Source organism: Pantoea sp. X-Soil-OKNW-713, assembly GCF_059730685.1.
The window spans coordinates 1,377,458-1,400,843 of the sequence record NZ_AP035995.1 but is presented as its reverse complement, the minus strand read 5'-3'; the positions used below and the strand labels follow the sequence as shown (position 1 = coordinate 1,400,843).

Sequence of the window (23,386 nt, the reverse complement as noted above, 5' to 3'; positions counted from 1 at the left end):
CCAGGAGATGTTATGACGCGTCAGCGCTATACCTACCAACCCCGTGCCGGTCACGGCTTACCGCACGATCCCCTCAACGCCATCATCGGCCCACGTCCCATTGGTTGGATCAGTTCGCAAAGTGCCAACGGGGTGCGCAACCTTGCCCCTTACAGTTTTTTTAACTGCTTCAACTACCATCCGCCCATCATTGGTTTTGCCAGCAGCGGCTGGAAAGACAGCGTGCGTAATATCAGCGAGAGCAACGAATTTGTCTGGAACCTGGCAACGCGTCCACTGGCCGAAGCGATGAACGAAAGCTCCGCATCAATTCCCCCTGAGCAGGATGAGTTTGCGCTGGCTGGCTTAACGCCAATCCCCGCTTCACATGTCAACGTCAGCATGGTGGCGGAAAGCCCGGTTAACTTTGAGTGTCGGCTGACGCAGTGCATCCGTTTACAGGATGTGCAGGGTGCGGAGCTGGACAGTTGGCTGGTACTGGGTGAAGTGGTGGCGATTCATATTGATGAACAACTGCTGGAAAACGGCATCTATCAAACGGCGAAAGCGCAACCCATCCTGCGTGCCGGTGGCCCCTCGGCCTACTACGGCATCAGTGAAGCGTTGCGCTTTGATCTGGTGCGACCGGACGCCCGCCGCGCTTAACCCTGGTGGGTTTTGAGGACCTGCACAGCACGCGCCATTTCCGGTGCCAGCCAGCGATCCTCCTGCCAGTTGGCAACCACCGCACGCAGGCGACGCAACGCCTGCGCCGTGCCGCTTGCCAGTTGGTCTTCACCGTGGAAATCCAGTGCCTGCGCCGCCAGCAGATATTCGATAGCGAGAATCTGCCAGACATTCCCCACCAGCTTCAGCAGCTTCAGCGCCGCGCCGGTGCCAAGACTCAGGTGATCCTCCTGCAAACCGGAAGTCACAAAGTTATCCAGCACCGCCGGTTGCGCCAGTTGACGGTTCTCCGCGCACAGCGCAGCTGCAACATATTGCGCGATCATCATGCCGGAATTCACCCCCGGTTGCGCCACCAGGAACGCCGGTAACCCGCTCACCAGCGGATTCACCAGACGGTCAAGCCGACGCTCCGCAATGCTACCCAGCTCCGCCAGGGCAATTGCCAGCAAATCACAGGCCATCGCCACGGATTCACCGTGTGGATTGGCCTGCGACACCACGCGCCAGTTCTCCGGCGTGCCAAGCACCAGCGGGTTGTCAGTGCAGGCGTTCAGTTCAATATTGACCTGGCGGGCAGCATGATCAAACTGATCGCGACTCGCTCCGTGGACCTGCGGCATGGATCGCAGACTGAGCGCATCCTGAGTGCGTACCCCGACACTGGCCGCCAGCAAGGGGCTGTCGCTCAGTAACTGACGCAGCCGCTCGGCGCTCAGTTGCATGCCCGGACTGGCCTTCAGCGCGATGATTTCCTCGTCGAAAGCCGCCAGTTGCCCACGCAGCGCTTCAAAACTCATTGCCCCGGTGACATCCGCGCAGTCCAGCAGGCGTGCCGCATCGTCCAACGCCAGACACGCCATGCCGGTCATACAGGGCGTGCCGTTCACCAGACTCAGCCCCTCTTTCGCACCCGGACGGAACGGGGTTAAACCGGCCAGCGCCAACGCCTGTTCGGCAGGCATGACTTGTTGCTGATACGTCACCTCCCCCACACCAATCAGCGCCAGACCGATATGCGCCATATGCGTGAGATAACCGACCGACCCCTGTGACGGCACCTGCGGGATAATATGTTGATTCAGTAACGCCAGCAGTTGCTGCACCAGCGCCACCGAGACACCGGATTTACCGTGGCTGTAGTTCGCGATAGCGGCACACATAATCGCCCGCACCTCATCCGCAGGCAGCAGTGGCCCGACACCACAGGCGTGGCTCAGCAGCGTATTGCGCGACAGCTGCCCCAGTTGTTCTTCCGGCAAAGTGATGTTGCACAACGCCCCCAACCCGGTGTTGATGCCATAGGCGATATGGCCGCTGGCGACAATCTCGTCCACGATGGCACGCCCGTCGGCAATGCGCTGCCAGGCGCTGGTGCTCAGGGTTAACTCCGCGCCGTGACGCGCCACTGCGACCACATCCTGCCAGCTTAACGGGCTGTCGCCCCAGGTTACCGTGCCACTCATGCCGGTTGCTCCGTACGTTGATGGCTGGAAATAAATTGTTTAAACCGCTGCGAACCCTGATCACCAAACAGCGCTTCCGGCGCGCCTTCACAATCGATGGTGCCCTGATGCATAAACACCACGCGGTTCGATACGTTGCGCGCAAAGCCCATCTCATGCGTGACCACCAGCATAGTGCGCCCCTCTTCCGCCAGGCTACGCATCACCTTCAGCACTTCGCCGACCAGTTCCGGGTCCAGCGCCGAGGTGGGTTCATCAAACAACATCACTTCCGGGTCCATCGCCAGCGCACGGGCAATCGCCACGCGTTGCTGCTGACCACCCGATAACTGCGCCGGATAAAAATCTTTGCGATTGAGCAGACCAACGCGATCCAGCAGTTGCTCGGCCTGGGCGATGCAGCTTTTTTTGTCGCGCTTCAGCACGTAATGCGGCCCTTCAATCACGTTTTGCAGCACCGTCATGTGTGACCAGAGATTGAAGCTCTGGAACACCATGCCGAGCCGTGAACGCAGACGCTCAATTTGTTTCGGATTGGCCGCCAACTGATGACCACGGGCGTGGCGCTTCATCTCAATGGTTTCGCCACCCACGCTGACCACACCAGCATCCGGCGTCTCCAGCAAGTTGATGCAGCGCAACAAGGTGCTTTTGCCCGATCCGCTGGCACCGAGAATGGAGATCACATCGCCTTTGCGCGCCTGTAAATTAATGCCTTTCAGCACTTCCATCGCGCCGAAGGATTTATGGATGTCGGTGGCCGACAGGGTAATCGGGGGTAAATGGTGCATATCACTCTCCGGCAATCGGTTTAACGGCGGGCAACGGCTTTTTTTCAACGCGATGCACCGGGGTCAGACGGCGCTCAAGCAGCGCGTAAAGCTGGACGATAATAAAATTAAGAATCAAATAGATAGCCGCCGCACACAGGAACACCTCCATAGTGCGGTAGGTACGCTGAATGATCTGCTGTGCCACACCGGTCACGTCCCAGACGGTGACCAGACTGGCCAGGGCGGTGGATTTCACCAGCAAAATCGCCTCGGTGGAGTAAGCCGGTAGCGCGTAACGCAACATAATCGGCGCGATAATGCGCCGCAGCAGCAGGCCACGCGACATGCCGCACGCCAGCCCCGCCTCTACCTGACCTGGTGGCACCGCCAACAGCGCGCCACGCAGGATCTCGGCGGTATAGGCGGCGGTACACAGCGACAACGCCAGCACGGCACAGGTAAAGGGTTCGCGCAGAAACGGCCAGACAAAGCTGTGACGGATCACGCCGAACTGACCAAGACCGTAGTAGATCAAAAACAGTTGAATCAACAGCGGTGAGCCACGAAACACCAGAATATAGCCGCGCGCAAAGCCACTCAGCACCCGCCAGCGGCTCATGCGCAGCGTCAGAATGCCCAACGCCAGCACCCCACCACACAGAAAGGCGCTGATAAACAGGCCGAGCGTGACCGGCAGCGCGGCGCTCAGTTTCAGAAAGGTGTCACTCAGAAAGGCAAAGTCGATCATACTGCTGCTCCTTAATGCTGCGCCGCAGTGCGACTTTGCCAGGCGCGGCCAAGGCGTAATTCCGCCCGGCGAAACGCATGGTTGGAAAGCAGAGTCAGCACCAGATAACAGGCACCGCCCACTAAATAAAAGGTGAAGTAATCACGGGTAGAACCGGCGGCGATCTGACTGGCGCGCATCAATTCAACGATGCCGGTTACCGACACCAGCGCCGAATCTTTCAGGCTCATCTGCCAGACATTTGACATGCCGGGCAACGCATAGCGCACCACTTGGGGCAGCAAAATGCGTTGGGCGATGCGCCATCGCGGCATACCGATGGCGACGGCAGCTTCAATCTCACCTTTCGCCAGCGCCAGCCGCGCTGCCCGGTAGACTTCACCCTGATAAGAACCCGAGATAAGCCCGATCGCCAGAGCACCAATCAGAAACGGCGGCGCTTCGATAAAACCATCCGCACCGAACATCTGACCGATCAGGGTGATCAATCCGGAACCACCGAAGTAGAACAGGTAGATCACCAACAATTCCGGGATACCACGAAACACCGTGGAATAGGCTTCGCCCAGCCAGCGCAGCCAGCGTTGCGTGGAGAGTTTCGCCGCTGCGATGCCGGATCCCACCAGCGCGCCAATCAGCAACGCCGCCAGCGACAGCAGCAAGGTGGTTAGGGCAGCGCTCAGGATCAGACGGCCCCAGCCGTCAGCACCAAAACTCAACAGGCTCATCATGGTTGACCTCACTTACGGGGTTACGTCAGTTTTAAACCACTTCTCACTCAGGGTTTTCACGGTGCCATCGGCCAGCGCCGCATGGATGGCGGCATCCAGTTTGGCTTTCAGATCGCTGTCAGCCATGCGCACGCCCATCGCTTCGCCTTCACCCCAAATCGGGCCACCCAGTTGCGGGCCGCTGAAGGTCAGGTTGCTGTTCTCTTTACGCGCCAGCATCGACTGCGCAAAGGTGACATCGTCGAACACCGCGTCGATACGACCGGCCTGAAGATCAAGGATGGCATCCGCCGAGGTGGTGTATTCGCGTACGTCAGCGACATCTTTGAAGTATTTATCGATAAACGGGGTGTAGACGGTGCCGGAGGCAATGCCGATGGTTTTACCTTTCAGCGCAGCTTTCAGGGGTGCAATCGCCGGCTCGATCTCTTTGGCATCGTCGTGCAGCTTGATGATTTTGCTGTCTGGCGGCAGCAGAGAATCTTTTACGGTGATAAAGGTGGCTGGCGTAGAGGCATACGGCGTGGTGAAGCTGACCACTTTTTTGCGATCCGGGGTGATAACAATCGCATCCATGATCACATCATATTTTCCGGCGTTCAGTCCGGCGATCATCCCGTCCCAGTTCTGCACCACCAGCTTGCACTGAACCCCCATGCGTTTGCACAGATCGGTCATCAGCTCAGGTTCAAAGCCACCCAGTTTGCCGCCCGGCAGGGTCAGGTTCCAGGGTTCATAGCTGCCTTCGGTAGCAATGGTGATCGATTTCCACTCTTTGGCCTGCGCGGCAACACCGCTCAGCAGCAGGCTGGAAAACAGGGTCGTGAGGCAAAAACGGCGAAATGTGGTGCGGTGCGTCATGCGGCTTCTCCTGGTCGATAATCGGTAGGTGCTGTCTTTGCGTTTTTTCGCAAATGACATTTCATGTATATACAAGCTAGCCTGCGCCAGATCATTGTCGGCTTGAGTTTTTTGTGAGCCAGATGCAATAAATCGTGTGAATGGCGATGCGGTCTGTACTTGTACATACAACCTAGCAAACGTTGTGCCAGCTCGTGATGCCAGGTGGAATCAGGGGATATGAAGCAACGGAACGGTGAGTTGCACTATGGAGTGGCAAGACTCGCACCACGCTGGCGCAAGGTTTCACTAACAGACACGTTCCGTAACCGCGCGATAAATCGCGCCGCTACGGTAACGTGCAAACATTTATAGCGGCACGCTTTATCGTGGGGGTTTACGCTTTACCCTGCTGCAAAAACGCCTGCAACAACGGTTTCAACACCTTCTGCAACTGGGCGGCGCGTGCCTGCTGCCACGCGAAAGGCGGGGTTTCATCCATATAATTGATCTGCGCCAGCTCCAGCTGTACCGCCTGCACGCCCTGCTCTGGCTGCCCATAAGCACGGGTGATATAGCCGCCCTTAAAGCGTCCGTTGATCACCCAACTGTAATCCGTTTGCGCGCTGCACACGTCCTGAATCGCTGTCGTCACCGCTGATGAACAACTGGTGCCGTCATTGGTCCCGATATTCAAATCCGGCAGACGACCCTCAAACAGACGGGGGATCACCGAAGCAATTGAGTGCGCATCAAACAGCAACGCGTAGCCGTGCTGCGCCTTGATACGCGCCAGTTCCTGCTGAATCTGCTGATGGTACGGGTGCCAGATATGATCCAGATACCCCTGACGTTGCTCCGCCGTCGGCGTTTTGCCTGGCGCAAAGGTTGGCGTGCCATCAAACAACGTTTCCGGGTACAACCCGGTGGTGGCGGTGCTGTACAACGGTTGATTGTCCGGCGGACGGTTGAGATCGATAACAAAACGCGAGTAGTGGCCAATCAGCACGCTGGCTCCCATATCGCGCACAAAATCATACAGCAGCGGGATATGCCAGTCGGTATCCGGCAAACCACGAGCGGCGTCGCTTAATCCGGCATCGACTTCTGGCGTCAGTTGCGTCCCGGCGTGCGGAATGCTGACCAGCAGCGGCAGCTTCCCTTCAGTAAAATGAAACGGTGTCATTGCGCTTCTCCACGATAGATAACCTGGCACGGCAATTCGCCGCCCAACCAGTAAACCAGCTCCGCCGGACGCGCCAACGGCCAGTGGACGAAGTTCGCCACTTTGCCTGACTCCAGCGAACCATGCGTCTGCTGTAAACCCAGTGCCTGTGCGCCCCACAGGGTCACACCTGCCAACGCCTCTTCCGGCGTCATGCCGAACAGCGTGCAACCCATATTCAGCATCAGACGTAGCGATAATGCCGGTGACGTACCCGGATTGGCATCGCTGGCCAGCGCCATCGGCACCCCATACTGCCGGAACAGCGCTACCGGCGGCTTCTGCGTTTCGCGCAGCAGGTAAAACGCGCCCGGCAGCAGCACCGCGACGGTGCCATGTTGCGCCATCGCCTGCACATCGCTTTCGGTGGCATATTCGAGGTGGTCTGCCGACAGTGCGCCGTAACCTGCGGCCAGCGCCGCACCACCCAGTGAGGAGAGCTGCTCGGCATGCAGTTTCACCGGCATCCCCAGCGCCCTGGCTTTATCGAACACCGCGCTGACCTGCTGTGGCGAGAAGGCCAGATGTTCACAGAACGCGTCCACCGCATCCGCCAACCCTTCCGCCTGCACCTGCGGCAACAGTCGCTCGCAAATAATCTCCACCCAGCCCTGTGGGTTGTCTTTAAACTCGGGCGGGAAGCTATGCGCCGCCAGACAGGTCGCCAGCACATCGGCAGGCACGCTTTGCGCCAGCTCGCGAATGGCACGCAGCATCGTCAGTTCACTGGCTTCATCCAGCCCGTAACCGGACTTGATCTCAACCGTGGTCACCCCTTCCGCCAGCAGGCGATCCAGCCGCCAGCGTGCCGAGGCCACCAGTTCCTGCTGAGTCGCCGCACGCGTCGCACGTACCGTGGAGAGGATGCCGCCGCCCTGCGCGGCGATCTCAGCATAGCTGACACCGTTCAGGCGCTGCTCAAATTCCGCGCTGCGGTCGCCGCCAAATACCAGATGGGTGTGACAATCCACCAAACCCGGCGTGATGATGCCCCCCGCAAACTGGTGCTGCTCACGCGCGTTAAATGCCGGTAGCTCACTGCGCGGGCCTACCCACACCAGTTTTCCCTGATCCACCGCCAGCGCGCCGTCGGCAATCAGGTTGTAGCGGCCCTCGCGCATGGTCACAATATCTGCGCCCAGCCACAGGCTGTCGATCTGCTTCGCTTCTGCCATCCCCCGTGTCCCCTTCGCCTTTGGCGATTTACACTGCTCATCAAAGTATGTATATGTATATACAACCAACCGCCGTGTAGGATCAACCATGACGACTTTTTTTGCCCCCAGGGCATTGCTGGCCGATGGCTGGCATGAGCAAGTGCTGATTTCTGTTAATTCTTCCGGAGTGATTACCGATCTCACCCCCAATAGCGAACCGGGTAACGCCTCGCGCCTCGCGGGATCAGTGATCCCGGCCATTGCCAACCTGCATTCGCATGCGTTTCAACGCGCGATGGCCGGTCTGGCGGAAGTGGCTGGCGATCCGCAGGACAGTTTCTGGACCTGGCGCGATCTGATGTACCGCATGGTGCAGCGCCTCTCGCCAGAACAGGTCGGCGATATCGCCGCGTTGCTGTATATCGAGATGCTGAAAGGCGGCTACAGCCAGGTGGCGGAGTTCCACTACCTGCACCATGACGCTCAGGGCAAAGCCTATCCCGATGATGACATGCTGCAACAACTGATGGCCGCGGCGGCGACCGCCGGGATTGGCCAGACGCTGCTGCCGGTGCTCTACAGCTACAGCGGTTTTGGTTCGCAACCGGCCAGCGACGGGCAGCGCCGCTTTATTCAGCAGACCGACGCGTATCTGCACCAGCAGCAACGGCTGGCAACCTGGGTCGCTGACAAACCGCTGTTTAATCACGGCCTGTGCTTCCATTCGCTGCGCGCGGTGAATGAAGCGCAGATGCGCGACGTCCTGGCCGCCAGCCCGGATCACTTGCCGGTGCATATCCATGTGGCGGAGCAGGAAAAAGAAGTTAACGACAGTCTGGCGTGGAGCGGCGAACGTCCGGTGGCCTGGCTGTTGAATCGCTTTAAGGTCGATCAACGCTGGTGTCTGATTCATGCCACCCATCTCGATGATGACGAAATCGCGCGTCTGGCAGCCAGCGGCGCGGTGGCGGGCTTGTGTCCGACCACGGAGGCTAACCTCGGTGACGGCATCTTCCCGGCGGTGGAGTACATCGCCCGTGGTGGGCGTTGGGGCATTGGCTCCGACAGCCATGTGTCGCTCAGCACGCTCGAAGAATTGCGCTGGCTGGAGTACGGCCAACGGCTACGCGATCGTCGTCGTAACCGCATCACCACCACCGATCAGGCTTCCGTTGGCGATCTGCTGTGGCAACAGGCGGCGCAAGGCGGCGCACAGGCCTGCGGTATCAAGAGCGGTGAGCTGGCGGTCGGTAATCGTGCCGACTGGCTGGTGCTGCATCAGGATGCCTGGCTCGGCAGCGTTGAAAACGCCTCGCTGCTCAATCGTTGGTTGTTTGCCGGACAGCGCGAGCAAATTCGTGATGTGTTTGTCGCGGGCAAGGCGGTGATTGAACAAGGCCAGCACCCGGCGCAGGAAGCCTGTGCGGCACGTTTTGCCGCAGCGATGAGGGCGTTACGATGAGAACCCGTTTCGCTTACGACACCTTACCGGTCAGCCGCTGGCGCAACGGCGGCGGCGAAACTCGTGAGATCATCAGCTATCCGCCCGGTGTGGCGGATTTTGCCTGGCGCGCCAGCATTGCCACTATCGCCGCTGATGGTCCCTTTTCCCCCTTCCCCGGTATCGATCGGGTGATCACCCTGCTGCACGGTGACAGCGTTTTGCTGACCAGCGCGCAGGGCGAGCAACAACTTCAGCCGCATCAACCCTGGCCGTTCCCGGGCGAATGGGCGATCGATGCCCGTATCGGCGCGAGCGCCTGTCAGGATTTCAACATCATGACACGCCGCGACAGTTGGCAGGCACAGGTGACGGTGCAGCAGCAGGCGGTGCGGGCCACGCATGGTGTGGCCTGGGTGCTGTCTGGTCTCTGGCAAAGCGCCGAAGGTGAGGTGCTGGAGGTGAATCAGGGGATGTGGTGGCTGGATGAAGAGACGCAGCTGGCACCATATTCTGCCGATGCCAGCCTGCTGTTTACCGCACTCAGCCGTGTCCTCTGAAACGGCCCAGTAACTTGTAACGCGAGCCGGGGTACAGCAGGCGCGCGTAGGTAACAATTTTGGTGTCGCTCCAGGTCTGACGGCGGATCAGCAAACAGGGTTCGTGCTCATCCAGCGCCAGATGCTTACGCTGGCGCAGATCCGGCAGCACCGCTTCCACGATGTGCTCACCGGCGGTTAACGGCGCGACACGCATCAGATAGGTGTAAGGCGTTAACTGGTGATAATCCTGGCTGAGATAATCCGGTGCCACCAGCGGATTCACCAGACGATCTTCCAGTTGCACCGGCATATCGTTTTCGTAATGCACGATCAACGAGTGGTACAACGTCTGTCCGGTGGATAAACCCAGCACCGCCGCTTGCTCCGGGTCGGCCTTCATCTGCCCAAGCGACAAAATTTTGCAGCTATGGCGATGGCCGCGCTGGGCGATTTCATCGGCGATGTTGTGCACTTCCAGCATCGCGGTGTAGCCCTTCATCTCGGCGACAAAGGTGCCCACGCCCTGCATGCGCACCAGAAAACCTTCGCTGGTCAGTTCGCGCAACGCCCGGTTGATGGTCATACGGCTGACGCCCAGCTCGTTCACCAACTCGCTTTCCGACGGTACACGTTGATTGGCCTTCCAGTGACCTTCACGGATCTGGCTGATGATCGCCTGTTTAACGCGCTGGTAAATCGGCGCAGGCTCATCACCCATGGCCGCGGCCAATTGTGCTATTGCCGTTTGCTCAACCATATCCTGTTCCTTTTCCTGATAGTGCCCAGAGTTTACTGTCTCAGGCGGTAAATGTATATACATCCCGCAGTGCAACCAGCCCACTGCTTGTGCAGCATTTGCCTTATTACAGTGCAAAGCGCCACGCGACCTGGATATCAATCCGCATCACTACGCTATTCACAGAATGTGATCAATCTGGCACAGCGCTTGCTACTTGTATAGACAAGAATAGACACTTATGCTTCACTCGCATTATTCATGGCATCGCCGACAAAACTTCCACAAGCCAATGTTGTCCGTGATTGCCGCTTTACTTGTATAGACAGGAGTAGACTATGTCAGGTTCGGTTCAGAATATTCGCCTCGTTCCCGGTGAAGTGGACCTCGCCACACTGCGCGCGATTTACCAGGGTGGCGTCGCATTAACGCTGGCTGATGAAGCGCGGGCCGCGATCGATCGCGCCAGTGCCACGGTAGATGCCATCGTCGCCTCCGGCAACGTGGTGTACGGCATCAACACCGGCTTTGGCAAACTGGCACAGACGCAAATCCCGGCGGATCGTCTTGCCGAACTACAACGTAACCTGGTGCTGTCGCACAGCGTCGGCCTGGGTGAACTGCTGCCTGATAATGTTACCCGTCTGGTGGTTGCCACCAAGATCATCAGCCTGGCACGCGGCCATTCCGGCGTCCGCATCGCCCTGATCGAAGCGCTGCTGGCGCTGTTTAATGCCGGTGTGATGCCGTGTATCCCGGAAAAAGGTTCAGTGGGTGCCTCTGGTGACCTCGCCCCGCTGGCGCACCTGTCGCTGATGCTGCTGGGTGAAGGTCAGGTGCGTGTTGATGGCGTGCTGATCCCGGCGACCGAAGGTCTGGCGCGTGTCGGCCTGACGCCGTTTGTGCTGGGTCCGAAAGAAGGACTGGCGCTGCTGAACGGTACCCAGGTTTCCACCGCGCTGGCATTGCGTGGCCTGTTTGAAGGGGAAAACCTGTTTGCCGCCGGATTGATGGCCGGTGCGCTGTCGCTGGAAGCCATCAAAGGTTCGATCAAACCTTTCGATGCCCGTATCCACCAGGCTCGCGGTCAACAGGGACAAATCAGTGTCGCCGCCGCCGTAAGCGCGCTGCTGGAAGGCAGTGAAATTCTCAGCTCACACGCCAATTGTGGCCGGGTGCAGGACCCCTACTCCATTCGCTGCGTCCCGCAGGTTATGGGGGCATGCCTGGATAACCTGAGCCACGCTGCGCGCGTCTTGCAGATTGAAGCCAACGCCGCCTCGGATAACCCATTGGTGTTCAGCGACAGCGGCGATGTGATTTCCGGCGGTAACTTCCATGCCGAACCGGTGGCATTTGCCGCTGATATCATCGCGCTGGCAGTGGCCGAAGTAGGTGCGATTTCCGAACGTCGCCTGGCATTGCTGCTGGACACCGGTTTATCCGGCCTGCCGCCGTTCCTGGTGCGTGATGGCGGCGTCAATTCGGGCTTTATGATTGCCCAGGTGACCGCAGCGGCGCTGGCATCGGAAAACAAATCGCTGGCCCATCCGGGTAGCGTTGACAGCCTGCCGACCTCCGCCAATCAGGAAGACCATGTTTCGATGGCGACCTATGCTGCGCGCCGTCTCGGCAGCATGTGCTTCAACACCGCCGCCGTAGTGGGGATTGAAGCGATGGCTGCCGCGCAGGGCATTGATTTCCATCGCCCTCTGCAAAGTTCCACCCTTATCGAGCAAGAGATGAGCCGTATTCGCGCGCAAGTCGCCTTCCTCGATCAGGACCGTTTACTGGCGCCGGATATTGACACCATGCGCCTGTGGGCCAGCAGCAATGCCTGGCCGGAAGCCCTTTCTGCGCTGCTGCCGAGCATGCGCACCACCAATGTTGAATAAAGGAACTGATGATGAGCGAAACTCTGACCCAGGCAGTTGCCCGTGAAATCCGTGCCCCACAGGGGAGTGAACTGCACTGCGCCAACTGGCTGATTGAAGCGGCTTACCGCATGATCCAGAACAACCTTGATCCTGATGTGGCGGAACGCCCGGAAGATCTGGTGGTGTACGGCGGCATCGGTAAAGCAGCGCGCAACTGGGAATGCTTTGAGCAGATTCTGCGTTCGCTGCGCGCGTTACAGCCGGAAGAAACCCTGCTGATCCAGTCGGGTAAACCGGTTGGCGTGTTCCGTACCCATGCTGACGCGCCGCGCGTGTTGCTGGCTAACTCCAACCTGGTACCGCACTGGGCCACCTGGGATCATTTCCATGAGCTGGATAAAGCCGGCCTGATGATGTATGGCCAGATGACCGCCGGTTCGTGGATCTACATCGGTGCTCAGGGCATCGTGCAGGGCACCTACGAAACCTTCGTCGAAGCGGGCCGTCAGCATTACGATAACGACCTGAGCGGCCGCTGGATCCTGACCGCCGGTCTGGGTGGCATGGGCGGCGCACAACCGCTGGCTGGCGTGCTGGCCGGTGCCTGTGTGCTGGCAATTGAATGCCAGGAATCGCGCATCGATTTCCGTCTGCGTACCCGTTATGTCGACCACAAAGCCTATACCCTCGATGAAGCGTTGCAGCTGATCGACGAAGCCACCAAAGCGAAAAAAGCCATTTCGGTTGGCCTGCTGGGCAATGCGGCGGAAATCTTACCAGAGCTGGTAAAACGCGCCAAAGCGGGCGGCATGAAACCGGATATCGTGACCGACCAGACCTCCGCGCACGATCCGGTCAACGGCTACCTGCCGATTGGCTGGGATGTGGATCGCTGGCAGGCTGAGCGTGCCAGCAACCCGAAAGCAGTAGAAAAAGCGGCGCGCGCCTCAATGGCAACCCATGTCCAGGCGATGCTCGACTTCTGCCATATGGGTATCCCGACCGTCGATTACGGCAACAATATCCGTCAGGTTGCGCTGGATGAAGGGGTGAAAAACGCCTTTGATTTTCCTGGCTTTGTTCCGGCCTATATCCGTCCGTTGTTCTGCGAAGGCAAAGGCCCGTTCCGCTGGGTGGCGCTGTCGGGCGATCCGGAAGATATCTATAAAACCGACGCCAAACTGAAAGAACTGTTCCCACACCACAAAACGTTGCACCGCTGGCTGGATATGGCGCAGGAGCGCATCGCGTTCCAGGGTTTACCGGCACGTATCTGCTGGCTGGGACTGGGCGAGCGCCATAAAGCGGCGCTGGCGTTCAACGAGATGGTGCGCAATGGCGAGCTGAAAGCACCGATTGTGATTGGCCGTGACCACCTCGATTGTGGCTCCGTTGCCTCACCGAACCGTGAAACGGAAGCGATGAAAGATGGCTCGGATGCAGTGTCCGACTGGCCACTGCTCAACGCCCTGCTGAACACCGCAGGCGGCGCGACCTGGGTCAGCCTGCATCACGGCGGCGGCGTCGGTATGGGCTTCTCACAACATGCCGGGGTGGTGATTGTCTGCGACGGCAGCGCCGAAGCCGATGTGCGTCTGGCGCGCGTGTTGTGGAACGATCCGGCCACTGGCGTCATGCGTCATGCGGATGCGGGTTACGAGCAGGCACAGGCTTGTGCGAAAGAGCATGGGCTAAATCTGCCGATGCTGAAATAACCTGGATGGCGGGCGTCAGGCCCGCCATTTTTTTGCCTGTCTTTGCGCAATTTATCACTCCACAAGACTCGGCAAAATTTGCGTGGTTCAGGCATTGATCTGCTGTAAGTCTTTCTCGCTCAGACCGGTGAATTTCATGATGGTTTTAATATCTACGTTCTCCCGCAGCATACGCTGCGCCACCTGCAATTTCCCTTCCTGAAGCCCTTGCAGAAGAGACTCCTGCCGCCACTGTTGTTCAATTGTCATAATCTGTTCCTTAAGTTGCGGTTTGGCTTGCATCAGTATCTCAACGACCTTATCCCGGTCATCGGTATCCCCATGTCGCAGCAGATAGAAGATCACGTCGATGGAGAGATTATCATTGTAATCCACCGACAGTAACGTGGCTATCGAGTCGATGTTTTCCATCATATCGCGCAGGCGTATGATCTTGTGCGCCATTTCCATGCGGGCGATACCCCGATGCGCCATGATCTCCTCATCCGGGATCACCGTGACATCGACTAGCGGGAAAGGCTGACAGTAGACCTGCCTTGCCAACGCCGGATCGCGGAATGAATCGAGCCAGTTCATCGGGTAAGGATAGGGACTGATTTTCCCTTGATAAAACAATACAGGCACCACAAGCGGGATTTCGTTATGCCCCTCGTCGAGGTGACGCTGCATGGCGGCAATGGTATAGCGCATCATGCGTAAGGTCATATGCTTATCAGGAGTGCTTTGGTGCTCAATCAGGGTATAGATATACCCTTCACCGCAGTCCGTCCTCATTGAAAACAGCATGTCGGAATAAAACGCGCTGAGATCACGTTCAATAAAGGAGGTCGGCACCACTTGCAGCGTATCCAGATCGCAGTGCTGCCGTATTGCTGACGGCAGATGAATATCCAGAAACTGCCTGGCGAGAGGGGGCTGGCTCATAAATTTTTTGAAAAGGGCATCATGCGGCGTAGCGGTAGCACTCATTAAACTTACCTGCCATGGTGATGTGAGTGCCCGGACGTTATCACAGCAGTTATCTCACTGATATCTAAGGCGTGAAAATATCAGAGAGAGTTAAGAACTTCATAATAAAGTGATAAAACAATCAGATTTAACCCCAGGTTGAGCAAGCACAACAAAGGGGTCCCTGGGGATAAAATTTATCTCGCAGTGGATAAAACCTACTTATTCCATTTGGATATAGTCTATAGCCAAATTATCCCGTTTCGCGATAGACGCTCTCCGCGCTTGCCACTACAGTGGGAACATAATTTCTTGCGGTACCTGCCCACGGACGTACTGCTGATAATGGAGAATCCTGTCCTATGACCCTGCCTGCCACTCTGCTGGAAAACGCCCTGCGCTGGCGTCGCCAGCTCCATCAACATCCTGAACTGGGTTACCAGGAACAACGTACCAGCGAACTGGTGGCGCAGGTGTTGAAGGATGCCGGTTTGCAGGTGTTTCGAGGGCTGGCGGGCACCGGGGTGATTGGTACGCTGGAAAATGGCCCCGGACCGGTGATTGGCCTGCGCGCCGATATGGATGCGCTGCCGATCACCGAAAAAGGCCATCCAGAGTGGAAATCCAGCCAACCGGGCGTAATGCACGCCTGTGGTCATGATGGTCACACCGCCGTGTTACTGGCGGCAGCCTGTCACCTGGCGGCCACGCGTCAGTTCAGCGGCACGGTGCATTTTATCTTTCAGCCCGCCGAGGAGAACCTCGGTGGTGCCCGAAAAATGGTGGAAGAAGGCCTGTTCCAGCGCTTCCCGATGGATGCCGTCTACGCCATGCATAACTGGCCTGGCCTGCCGGTTGGCTCGCTGGCGGTCAATGCCGGTGCCATGATGGCATCGCTCGATTCGTTTGAAATCACTCTGCACGGCAAGAGCTGCCATGCGGCAATGCCGGAAAGCGGTGCCGATCCCATCGTCGTGGCCGCAGAATTGATTCTGGCGCTGCAAACCATTCCGTCACGCCGCCTGTCACCGCTGGCATCGGCGGTGGTCAGCGTGACGCAAATCCACGGCGGCGAAGCGATTAACGTCATTCCCGAGCAAATTGTGTTACGCGGCACGGTACGTTGTCTGCAAACCGATGTGCGTAACCGGGTACGTGGCCTGATTGAGGATTTTGTCAGCACGCTACCGCGCCCGTTTGGCGTCAGCGGCGAGATTCACTGGTATCCAGGTTATCCGGTCACCGCTAACCATGAACAACCGGCTGAACAGGTGCGTCAGGCGGCGGTAAGCTTACTCGGTGAGCAACAGGTGCACTGGCAGGTGAATCCGTCGATGGCGTCGGAAGATTTCGCCTGTATGCTGGAAGCCTGCCCCGGTGCCTACTTCTGGCTGGGTGCCGATGGTGCGACACCCTCTGCACCGCTGCACAACGCCTGTTACGACTTCAATGATGAACTGCTGCCCATCGGCATCACCTTCTGGCAGCAGTTGGTGGAGAGTACGCTGGCGAAAGCCTGATCTTCAGATACCGGCCTGGTTGAGGCGCTGTTCAGCGTCAGCCAGGCTGGCGCTTTCCCCACTGGCGACCAGGCAGCAGGCCAGTTGCAAACGCAGCGCCTGCGGAACCGCACGTTCCCCCGCCAGCACCGCACGGATCCAGGTGGCGGTATCCAGCGCACTTTTTGATTCCGGCAACGCGACCTCCCATTCCGGTTGACGCGCAACCCACTCTTCAGCCTCGGCATTTGCCCCCTGAATATAGCTGATGGCCGGGCAGCGCTGCGGATTGGCATAGACTTCGCCTTCAGTCCCGTTCAGCAGCAACGCGGGCGCATCGATATCCTGAAAGAATTTACCGACACGCGGCACATATTCCGGGTGCGATACGCTGGCAAGACGCAGCGCAGCCTGCTCGGCAAACGGCGTTGCCAGTTTCGCCAGGGTGTGCGCGCTATTGCGCACCCCCATACGCCAGCGCAGCGATAGCTGTTTCGCCATCGGCGGGCACAGATGATCGATGGTGATAAACGCCAGCTCGCCGTTATCCAACCGCGCCTGCGCCTGTTGCGCACTGGTGACCGGGTTGATATCCAGCGCCGCCAGCACCGCTTCACTGGTCACTCGCGTTGGGTCATCACTGACGCCGTGCATCAACACCGGAAAGCCGAGTTTGACCAACAGCAACGCCAGCAACGGCGTCAGGTTGCCCTGACGGCGCGCGCCGTTATAGCTGGGAATGACGATCGGCATCGGACGGCCAACAGGTGCTTGCAGGCGCATCATCTGCTGCTGCATCGCCTGATAAAAGCCGCGCATCTCCGCCTCCCCTTCTCCCTTGATGCGTAACGCGATCAGCACACCGCCCAGTTCAAGATCCGGCACCTCTCCAGCCAGTATCGCGCTATACAACGCCACGGCGGTGTCGAAATCGATATCGCGCGCATGATTTTTCCCGCGCCCAATTTCTTTGATAATTTTATTCAGTTCCATCAGGAGTTTCCGCTTCCAGAGTGCGCCGCATCTCGGCGGCCAAAGAGGTGTTGTGCTGCTGTGCTAAACCGTCGGCCACCTGCTGGCGATCCGTCAGACTGCGGTTTTGATTGAGTTTCCACTTGCCTTCGCGCTGGGTCACGCGAATCTCCACCCCGACAATCGCTTTGATCATACTGTCGATATAAGTGGCCGGGGCATCGCTCACCGCCCACGGCTGCGGCATCCCCTGTTCCTGCTGCGCGGTAAGCCGCTCGACCTGCGCCCGCAGCCAGTCAGCATTATCATGGCGGATCAGTGGACCACGGCAGTGAAGCGTCAGGTAGTTCCAGGTCGGCACCGCTTTGCCGCTGCGCGCTTTTTCTTCATACCACGCCGGGGTGATATAACCCTGTTCCCCCTGGAACACCACCAGCACCGGCATGCCATCCTCCAGCGCTTTCAGATGCGGATTGGCGCGGGACAAATGCCCCTGCAACACCCACTCCCCCTGAGCATCGACCTGCAATAAAAACGGCAACGGCGTTGCCTGCGGGCCATCGTTCCCGTTGGAGATCAACAGCCCCAGCGGATGGCGCAGCACCAGTTGGCGCTGCGCTTCAGCATCCGGCTGGTTAAACGCCCGTGGCGTATACAACATGCTCAACTCCTTCTGCTTGCGCGCCTTCTGCGTGGCGCTGCACTGGATGTGGCCTCGGGCATCGGCGGTTGTTCAATCGGGAACACCGGCAATGCGGCCAGCAGACGACTGCCATACGGCTTGCTGATCAGACGTCGATCGTAAATGACGATCTCGCCAAAGCATTGGTGACTGCGAATCAGACGGCCTACCTGCTGGATCAAGGTAAATGAGGCGCTGGGTAAACTCTGCACTTCAAACGGGTAGCGTCTGAGGCTCTTCAGCCACTCCCCTTCGGTCAAAATTACCGGACTGTCCACCGGGGGAAAAGCAATTTTATGGATATGCACCTGCGACAGCAGATCGCCTTTCAAATCCAGCCCTTCGGCAAAGGATTGCAGGCCAACCAGAATGCTGGTTTTGCCCTGCTCCACGCGCTGGCGATGCAGCTCCACCAGCCGATAACGTGGCTGGTCGCCCTGCACCAGCATCGACAGGCGTAAATCGGTGACGTGGGTGAGAAACTGCTGCATGGCACGACCACTGGCGAATAACACCAGCACCCCTTTATGTTTCTCTTCCGCCATTTGCGCGCGGAAAAAGCGCGCCATCTCGGCGATATGTTCCACCTCACTGCTCATCAGCGGTTCATACTGCATCTGAGGGATTACCAGCTTGCCCTGGTCGATATGCTGAAAAGGCGAGTCAAGCGCCACAAAGCGGTCGCCCGCCTTCTCATTCAGCCCTGACATCTCCTGTAGCCGGTTAAAGCTATTCAGCGAGCGTAGCGTGGCGGAGGTCACCACCACATGGGGGATTTTACGCCACAGCAGTTTCTCCAGCTGATCGCTAACGCGTATCCCGGCACAGTGCAACAGCAGATGCGCCTGGCCGTCGCGCAATTCACGCGTCACCCATTTGGACACCGGTGCATTTGAGGCTTTCTCCATCGCCGCCAGTCGCCACAGCTTGCTGATGGATTCAAACCAGCCAAAGTGGCGATTGAGCTGCAAAATCGCTTTATGCAGCCGCATGATGTCGGCTTTACCGGTTTGATCGCCCAGCTCATTCAATAACCCTTCCGCCAGACCACGCAGCGCATCGCTGAGTTTGAACAAGCGGGCGCACAGCGTCAGCAGTTCTTCCGGCAGTTCCCCCAGCACAAAACGAAACTCACCCGGCTGGTTATGGTCGGGCAGTAGCGGATTCAGGGCGTTGCATAACGTCTGCAACAGCTCGCGCATCTCATCGCAATGGCCTTTCAGCCGCTCCGGATTGGTCAGCGGTGGCGGGGATTTGGGGCGGAACTGCGCCATGATGGTTTCCACCAGGCGCACAAACAGGTCCAGTTGCAGGCTGCTCCAGCCAGGGGTGATCTCTGCGCTCATCTCCAGCGCATCACGCGCGACTTCCGGCAAATGGTGGCCTTCATCCAGCACCAGCATCAGGTGTTTCGCGGGCGGCAGCACCGACTCGTTTTCCATCGCCGCCATCACCAGCGCATGGTTCGCCACCACCACATCCGCCTGCTCGATCTCACGTCGCGCCACAAAGAACGGGCATTCACGATACCAGCGACAATGATGGCCCAGGCAGTTGGCTTTGTCGGTGGAGAGGCGCTGCCACAGGCTGTCATTGATCGCGACATCCGTGTGATCGCGCAGCCCATCCCACTGGTAACGACTGAGCTGCTTTTCCAGTCCGGCGCATAACTTTTTCTCCTCTTTGGAGCCGGTTACCGCCTCTTCATCAAGATACAGCAGCAAATCCCCTTGCTGATCTTCGCTGGCCGCCAGCGCGGCGAGGTTGCGCGGGCAAACGTAGCGCCCACGCCCGAATGCAGCGGTAAAGGTCAGGTCGGGAATGATTTTTTTCAGCAGCGGCAGGTCTTTGCTGAAGATTTGATCCTGCAACGCCACGTTGGCGGTGCTGATCACCAGTCGCTTCTCCTCGGCACGACTGACGGCAATGCCGGGGATCAGATATGACAGGGTTTTACCCACCCCGGTGGGCGCTTCAATCGCCAGGTGACGGCCTTCGTCACCGGCCAGACTTTTCGCCACTTCGGCGATCATCTGGCGCTGTGGCGCACGCGGAATAAAGTCAGGAACCTGCTGTTGCAGCGCCTTATACCATTGCGCAATCTGGCTTTTTATCGCTGCTGTCAGGGCCATTGTCTTAACTGTTTTCGGGAAAATGGCCTGTATTTTTACACAGTATCGCCACAGCGTCAGCTTTCGCTGCTATTTTTTCGCGCTGGATTCAGAATATCTCGCATCGCACGGATCAACGTTTCGCGCGCGCGGCCACGGCGGAACGCAAAGGAGAACGGCGCGCGGAAGTGGAAATCTTGCGGCAGCAGACGACAGAGCGCCCCCTGTTGTTCCCAGCTACGTGCGTAATGCTCCGGCAGATAACCAATAAACCGCCCACTAAGGATCAGCGTCAACTGCGCTTCGATACTCTCCACCGATGCATTCGTCTGACGGAAACCACGTTTGTTCAGTTCCTGCTGGTTCCAGTAGCGTCGCGTCACCATCCCGGTTTGCTGCACGGTGCGCACATCCGGCGTCCCCTGCGCCAGCGCATGCTGCGGGCTGCAATACAACCAATGCTGTTCGTCGTACAGCGGAATCGTCACCAGATTGCTGGCGCGCAGCGGGAAGTGACCAATCGCCAGGTCGAGGCGATCTTCCAGTAGCTGTTGTTGCAGTTCATTGGGATCGCGCACGCTGAGGTTGAAAAATACCGCCGGAAAACGCTGATTAAAGCGGGCGATAGCGGCAGGTAAATCCAGCGTGCTGTCGGTGACGGTGGCATCCACCACCCCGAGGGAAAAGGCACCGCCCTGCGCGCTTTTCAGCGTCTCCACCTGCGCCTGCCAGTCTGCCAGCGTGGTCAGCATCTGTTGGCTGTAACGATAAAACTCTTCCCCTTTGCTGGTCAGGGTAAAGCCACCGCGCCCACGCTGGCACAGAATAAACCCCAGTTGGGTTTCCAGTTCGCTCATATAAGCGCTGATCGCCGGCGTGGTCATGTTCAACGCCTGCTGGGCGCGCGAATAGCCCTGGTTTTCCACCACGCTGGCGAACACCTGGAGCAGTTTAAGATTGGGTAACGGTTGCATAATATCGTGACGTAGCGGCGCGATTTATCGCGCAGGTTTTTCTGACAGAGCGCGAAGGATTGCGCGATAAATCGCGCCGCTACATCAGTGCCTCCCTTTTCCTTCAGTGATTGCTGGTTAAAGTTAAGTAATCTCTGAAGTGATTATCTGCTGTCAAGGATTTTTCCCGCTCGCGCATCGGGTCATGATGTCAGCCTGTTCAGTTAAGGAGCCGGTCATGACCCATTTTCCCCAACCGCAGGGCGGCAATGAAATGCCGCGTTTCGCCGGACGCGGCACCATGATGCGTTTACCGGCCAGTGAGTCCCCCGCCGATCTGGATGTGGCGTTTATCGGTATCCCGCTGGATATCGGCACTTCGCAACGCAGCGGTACCCGTTACGGACCACGCGCCATCCGCGCCGATTCGGTGATGATCCGCCCTTACAATATGGCAACCGGTGCCGCCCCTTTTGACTCGCTGCGCGTGGGCGATCTTGGCGATGTGCCGATCAATACTTACAGCCTGCTGAAGTCGGTCGATATCATTGAAGACTTTTACAGCGCGCTAAACTCGTGGCCGCTGATTCCGCTGACGCTGGGCGGCGACCACACCCTGACGCTGCCGATTCTGCGCGCGCTGGCAAAAAAACACGGTCCGATGGGGCTAATTCACGTTGATGCCCATACCGACACCAATGACGAGATGTTTGGTGAGAAGATTGCCCACGGCACCACCTTCCGTCGCGCGGTGGAAGAGGGTTTGCTGGATTGCCAACGCGTGGTACAGATTGGTCAACGTGCGCAGGGTTATGCAGCGGATGATTTTCAGTGGGGTGTCGATCAGGGTTTCCATCTGATCCCTGCCGAGCAGTGCTGGCATCGTTCGCTGACACCGTTAATGGCGGAGGTGCGTGAACGTATCGGCAGCGGCCCGGTTTATCTTTCTTACGATATCGACAGTTTCGATCCCGCCTGGGCGCCCGGCACCGGTACGCCGGAGGTGGGCGGCCTGACCTCAATGCAGGGGCTGGAGATCGTGCGCGGTTGCCGTGGGTTAAACCTGGTCGGCGGCGATTTGGTTGAGGTTTCGCCTCCCTATGATTTGAGCGGCATGACCTCCCAACTGGCGGCCAATATCCTTTATGAGATGCTGTGCGTGTTGCCTGGCGTCCGTTATACAGAGAAGAAACAATGACACAAATGAATCTGGTGTTCCCGGCCCGCGTGTTACGCGGCGCGGGGGTGATTAATCAATTGGGTGAAATCTGTGCCAGCCTCGGACAACGCGCGCTGCTGATCGGCGGTCATCAGGCGCTGCAAGCGGTGGAAGCGCAGGTACGCGCACAATTGCTGGCGGCGGATGTGACGCTGCTGGCGCAGGAGTGGTTTGGTGGCGAGACGTCGATCAACCAGATCAACCGACTGGCAGCCATCGCCACCGAGTTGCAGGCAGAGGTGATTATCGGTGTTGGCGGCGGCAAATCGCTGGATACCTGTAAAGCCGTGGCGGCGCAGCTTGGCCTGCCGGTGGTGACCATCCCCACCATCGCCGCAACCTGTTCGGCGGTGACGCCGCTGAGTATCCGCTACGACGATAACGGTAACTTCTTTGATATCTTCCCACTGCCACAGGCTCCGGCTGCGGTGGTGATCGACAGCACGCTGCTGGCAAAAGCCCCGCCCCGCTGGCTGGCTGCCGGGCTGGGCGATACGCTGGCGAAATGGTACGAGTTCCGTGCCGTCAGCACCCGCCATCCGGCCAAAGAAGGCAACGCGCTGTCATCCCTGGCGCACAGCAAAATTTGTTATGACGTGATTGCCGAACATGGCCCGGCCGCCTATGCCGCCGTGCTACGCGGTGAGAGCAGCTCCGCACTGGATCAGGTACTGGATGCCATCTTTACCTGGGCGGGTTTAACCTCGCTGATGAGCAACGGAGCACACGCAGCGGCATCTCATGCTATCTACGAAGGCTTTACCTTCTGCGATAAGACGCGCGAGTTTGGTCATGGCCTGCTGGTCGGCTTCGGCAATCTGTGTCTGCTGGCGCTGGAACAGCGCAGCGATGACGAAGTGCTGGCAGAAATGCGTCTGGCACGCGATTGCGGTGTACCGCTGACGTTGACTGAAATTGCCGATCTGGACACAGCCGAGCTGGCGCTGATTGTACGTGAGTCGGTGCATGCGCCGGATATGGCGAATATGGCGGAAACGGTGACGGATGAGCGCTTGCTGGCAGCAATCGCACGCGTTGAGAAGCTGGCAACACAGTAACCGCGCGATAAATCGCGCCGCTACGAG

Annotated in this window: 21 protein-coding genes; 8 read left to right on the top strand and 13 right to left on the bottom strand. The window is 58.5% G+C overall.

Annotated features, from left to right (window positions below):
• The first annotated feature begins 12 nt into the window (after positions 1-12).
• Positions 13-645 (top strand): flavin reductase family protein, encoded by a 633-nt coding sequence (locus AC6I8R_RS06435; protein ID WP_415173796.1) that lies wholly within the window; start codon positions 13-15, stop codon positions 643-645.
• Here the strand turns inward: AC6I8R_RS06435 and AC6I8R_RS06430 are convergent.
• The 7 genes from AC6I8R_RS06430 to hutI all read right to left on the bottom strand — a co-directional run bounded on the left by AC6I8R_RS06430 (position 642) and on the right by hutI (position 7,624).
• Positions 642-2,132: an HAL/PAL/TAL family ammonia-lyase gene (locus tag AC6I8R_RS06430; protein ID WP_415173795.1), complete on the bottom strand. Its 1,491-nt coding sequence runs from the start codon at positions 2,130-2,132 to the stop codon at positions 642-644. The two genes, AC6I8R_RS06435 and AC6I8R_RS06430, sit on opposite strands and share 4 nt — an antisense overlap.
• Positions 2,129-2,923, bottom strand: a complete 795-nt coding sequence (locus AC6I8R_RS06425; protein ID WP_021182529.1) for an ABC transporter ATP-binding protein — start codon at positions 2,921-2,923, stop codon at positions 2,129-2,131. Before AC6I8R_RS06425 ends, AC6I8R_RS06430 begins: the two co-directional genes overlap by 4 nt.
• Position 2,924: 1 nt before the next feature.
• Complete coding sequence (locus AC6I8R_RS06420; protein ID WP_208725091.1) at positions 2,925-3,653, bottom strand: ABC transporter permease; 729 nt, start codon at positions 3,651-3,653, stop codon at positions 2,925-2,927.
• Between the two features lie 11 nt (positions 3,654-3,664).
• Positions 3,665-4,384, bottom strand: coding sequence for an ABC transporter permease (locus AC6I8R_RS06415; protein WP_021182527.1), 720 nt, complete (start codon positions 4,382-4,384; stop codon positions 3,665-3,667).
• A gap of 12 nt (positions 4,385-4,396) precedes the next feature.
• Positions 4,397-5,245, bottom strand: a complete 849-nt coding sequence (locus tag AC6I8R_RS06410; RefSeq protein WP_021182526.1) for a transporter substrate-binding domain-containing protein — start codon at positions 5,243-5,245, stop codon at positions 4,397-4,399.
• Between the two features lie 376 nt (positions 5,246-5,621).
• Positions 5,622-6,410 (bottom strand): N-formylglutamate deformylase, encoded by a 789-nt coding sequence (hutG, locus tag AC6I8R_RS06405; protein ID WP_497832031.1) that lies wholly within the window; start codon positions 6,408-6,410, stop codon positions 5,622-5,624.
• The gene (gene hutI, locus AC6I8R_RS06400) at positions 6,407-7,624 is read right to left on the bottom strand and encodes an imidazolonepropionase (RefSeq protein ID WP_021182524.1); all 1,218 of its coding nucleotides are present in this window, start codon (positions 7,622-7,624) and stop codon (positions 6,407-6,409) included. The genes hutG and hutI overlap by 4 nt, the downstream gene beginning before the upstream one ends.
• An 88-nt stretch (positions 7,625-7,712) precedes the next feature.
• Between hutI and AC6I8R_RS06395 the strand changes: the two genes are divergently transcribed.
• Positions 7,713-9,068, top strand: coding sequence for a formimidoylglutamate deiminase (locus AC6I8R_RS06395; RefSeq protein ID WP_497832030.1), 1,356 nt, complete (start codon positions 7,713-7,715; stop codon positions 9,066-9,068).
• Positions 9,065-9,607 carry a HutD/Ves family protein gene (locus tag AC6I8R_RS06390; RefSeq protein WP_415173791.1) on the top strand — a complete coding sequence of 181 codons (543 nt, stop codon included), beginning with the start codon at positions 9,065-9,067 and terminating at the stop codon, positions 9,605-9,607. Before AC6I8R_RS06395 ends, AC6I8R_RS06390 begins: the two co-directional genes overlap by 4 nt.
• Here AC6I8R_RS06390 and hutC read toward each other — a convergent pair.
• Complete coding sequence (gene hutC / locus AC6I8R_RS06385; RefSeq protein ID WP_013508421.1) at positions 9,591-10,346, bottom strand: histidine utilization transcriptional repressor HutC; 756 nt, start codon at positions 10,344-10,346, stop codon at positions 9,591-9,593. The two genes, AC6I8R_RS06390 and hutC, sit on opposite strands and share 17 nt — an antisense overlap.
• 317 nt (positions 10,347-10,663) lie before the next feature.
• On the opposite strand from hutC, the gene hutH reads away from it, so the two are divergent.
• Entirely contained in the window at positions 10,664-12,220 is a 1,557-nt protein-coding gene (hutH, locus tag AC6I8R_RS06380) for a histidine ammonia-lyase (protein ID WP_415173790.1), read from the top strand.
• Positions 12,221-12,231: 11 nt separating this feature from the next.
• Positions 12,232-13,917, top strand: coding sequence for a urocanate hydratase (gene hutU / locus AC6I8R_RS06375; RefSeq protein WP_497832739.1), 1,686 nt, complete (start codon positions 12,232-12,234; stop codon positions 13,915-13,917).
• A gap of 87 nt (positions 13,918-14,004) precedes the next feature.
• On the opposite strand, the gene AC6I8R_RS06370 is transcribed toward hutU, so the two are convergent.
• Complete coding sequence (locus tag AC6I8R_RS06370; protein ID WP_497832029.1) at positions 14,005-14,886, bottom strand: Rpn family recombination-promoting nuclease/putative transposase; 882 nt, start codon at positions 14,884-14,886, stop codon at positions 14,005-14,007.
• A 341-nt stretch (positions 14,887-15,227) separates the two neighbouring features.
• On the opposite strand from AC6I8R_RS06370, the gene AC6I8R_RS06365 reads away from it, so the two are divergent.
• Complete coding sequence (locus AC6I8R_RS06365; RefSeq protein ID WP_021182518.1) at positions 15,228-16,385, top strand: M20 aminoacylase family protein; 1,158 nt, start codon at positions 15,228-15,230, stop codon at positions 16,383-16,385.
• 3 nt (positions 16,386-16,388) lie between these two features.
• Here the strand turns inward: AC6I8R_RS06365 and ybiB are convergent, their stop codons facing one another.
• Genes ybiB through AC6I8R_RS06345 form a run of 4 tightly spaced genes read right to left on the bottom strand, consistent with a single transcriptional unit; the run spans position 16,389 to position 21,103 of the window.
• The gene (gene ybiB, locus AC6I8R_RS06360; RefSeq protein ID WP_497832028.1) at positions 16,389-17,357 is read right to left on the bottom strand and encodes a DNA-binding protein YbiB; all 969 of its coding nucleotides are present in this window, start codon (positions 17,355-17,357) and stop codon (positions 16,389-16,391) included.
• Positions 17,344-17,997: an FMN-binding negative transcriptional regulator gene (locus AC6I8R_RS06355; protein WP_021182516.1), complete on the bottom strand. Its 654-nt coding sequence runs from the start codon at positions 17,995-17,997 to the stop codon at positions 17,344-17,346. The genes ybiB and AC6I8R_RS06355 overlap by 14 nt, the downstream gene beginning before the upstream one ends.
• A 2-nt stretch (positions 17,998-17,999) precedes the next feature.
• Positions 18,000-20,150, bottom strand: a complete 2,151-nt coding sequence (gene dinG, locus AC6I8R_RS06350; RefSeq protein WP_497832027.1) for an ATP-dependent DNA helicase DinG — start codon at positions 20,148-20,150, stop codon at positions 18,000-18,002.
• 56 nt (positions 20,151-20,206) lie between these two features.
• Positions 20,207-21,103, bottom strand: a complete 897-nt coding sequence (locus tag AC6I8R_RS06345; protein ID WP_021182514.1) for a LysR family transcriptional regulator — start codon at positions 21,101-21,103, stop codon at positions 20,207-20,209.
• Positions 21,104-21,320: 217 nt separating this feature from the next.
• Between AC6I8R_RS06345 and speB the strand changes: the two genes are divergently transcribed.
• On the top strand, positions 21,321-22,280 hold the full coding sequence (gene speB, locus AC6I8R_RS06340) for an agmatinase (protein WP_497832026.1): 960 nt from the start codon (positions 21,321-21,323) through the stop codon (positions 22,278-22,280).
• Positions 22,277-23,359: an iron-containing alcohol dehydrogenase family protein gene (locus AC6I8R_RS06335; RefSeq protein WP_036624519.1), complete on the top strand. Its 1,083-nt coding sequence runs from the start codon at positions 22,277-22,279 to the stop codon at positions 23,357-23,359. The genes speB and AC6I8R_RS06335 overlap by 4 nt, the downstream gene beginning before the upstream one ends.
• The last annotated feature ends 27 nt before the right edge of the window (positions 23,360-23,386 follow it).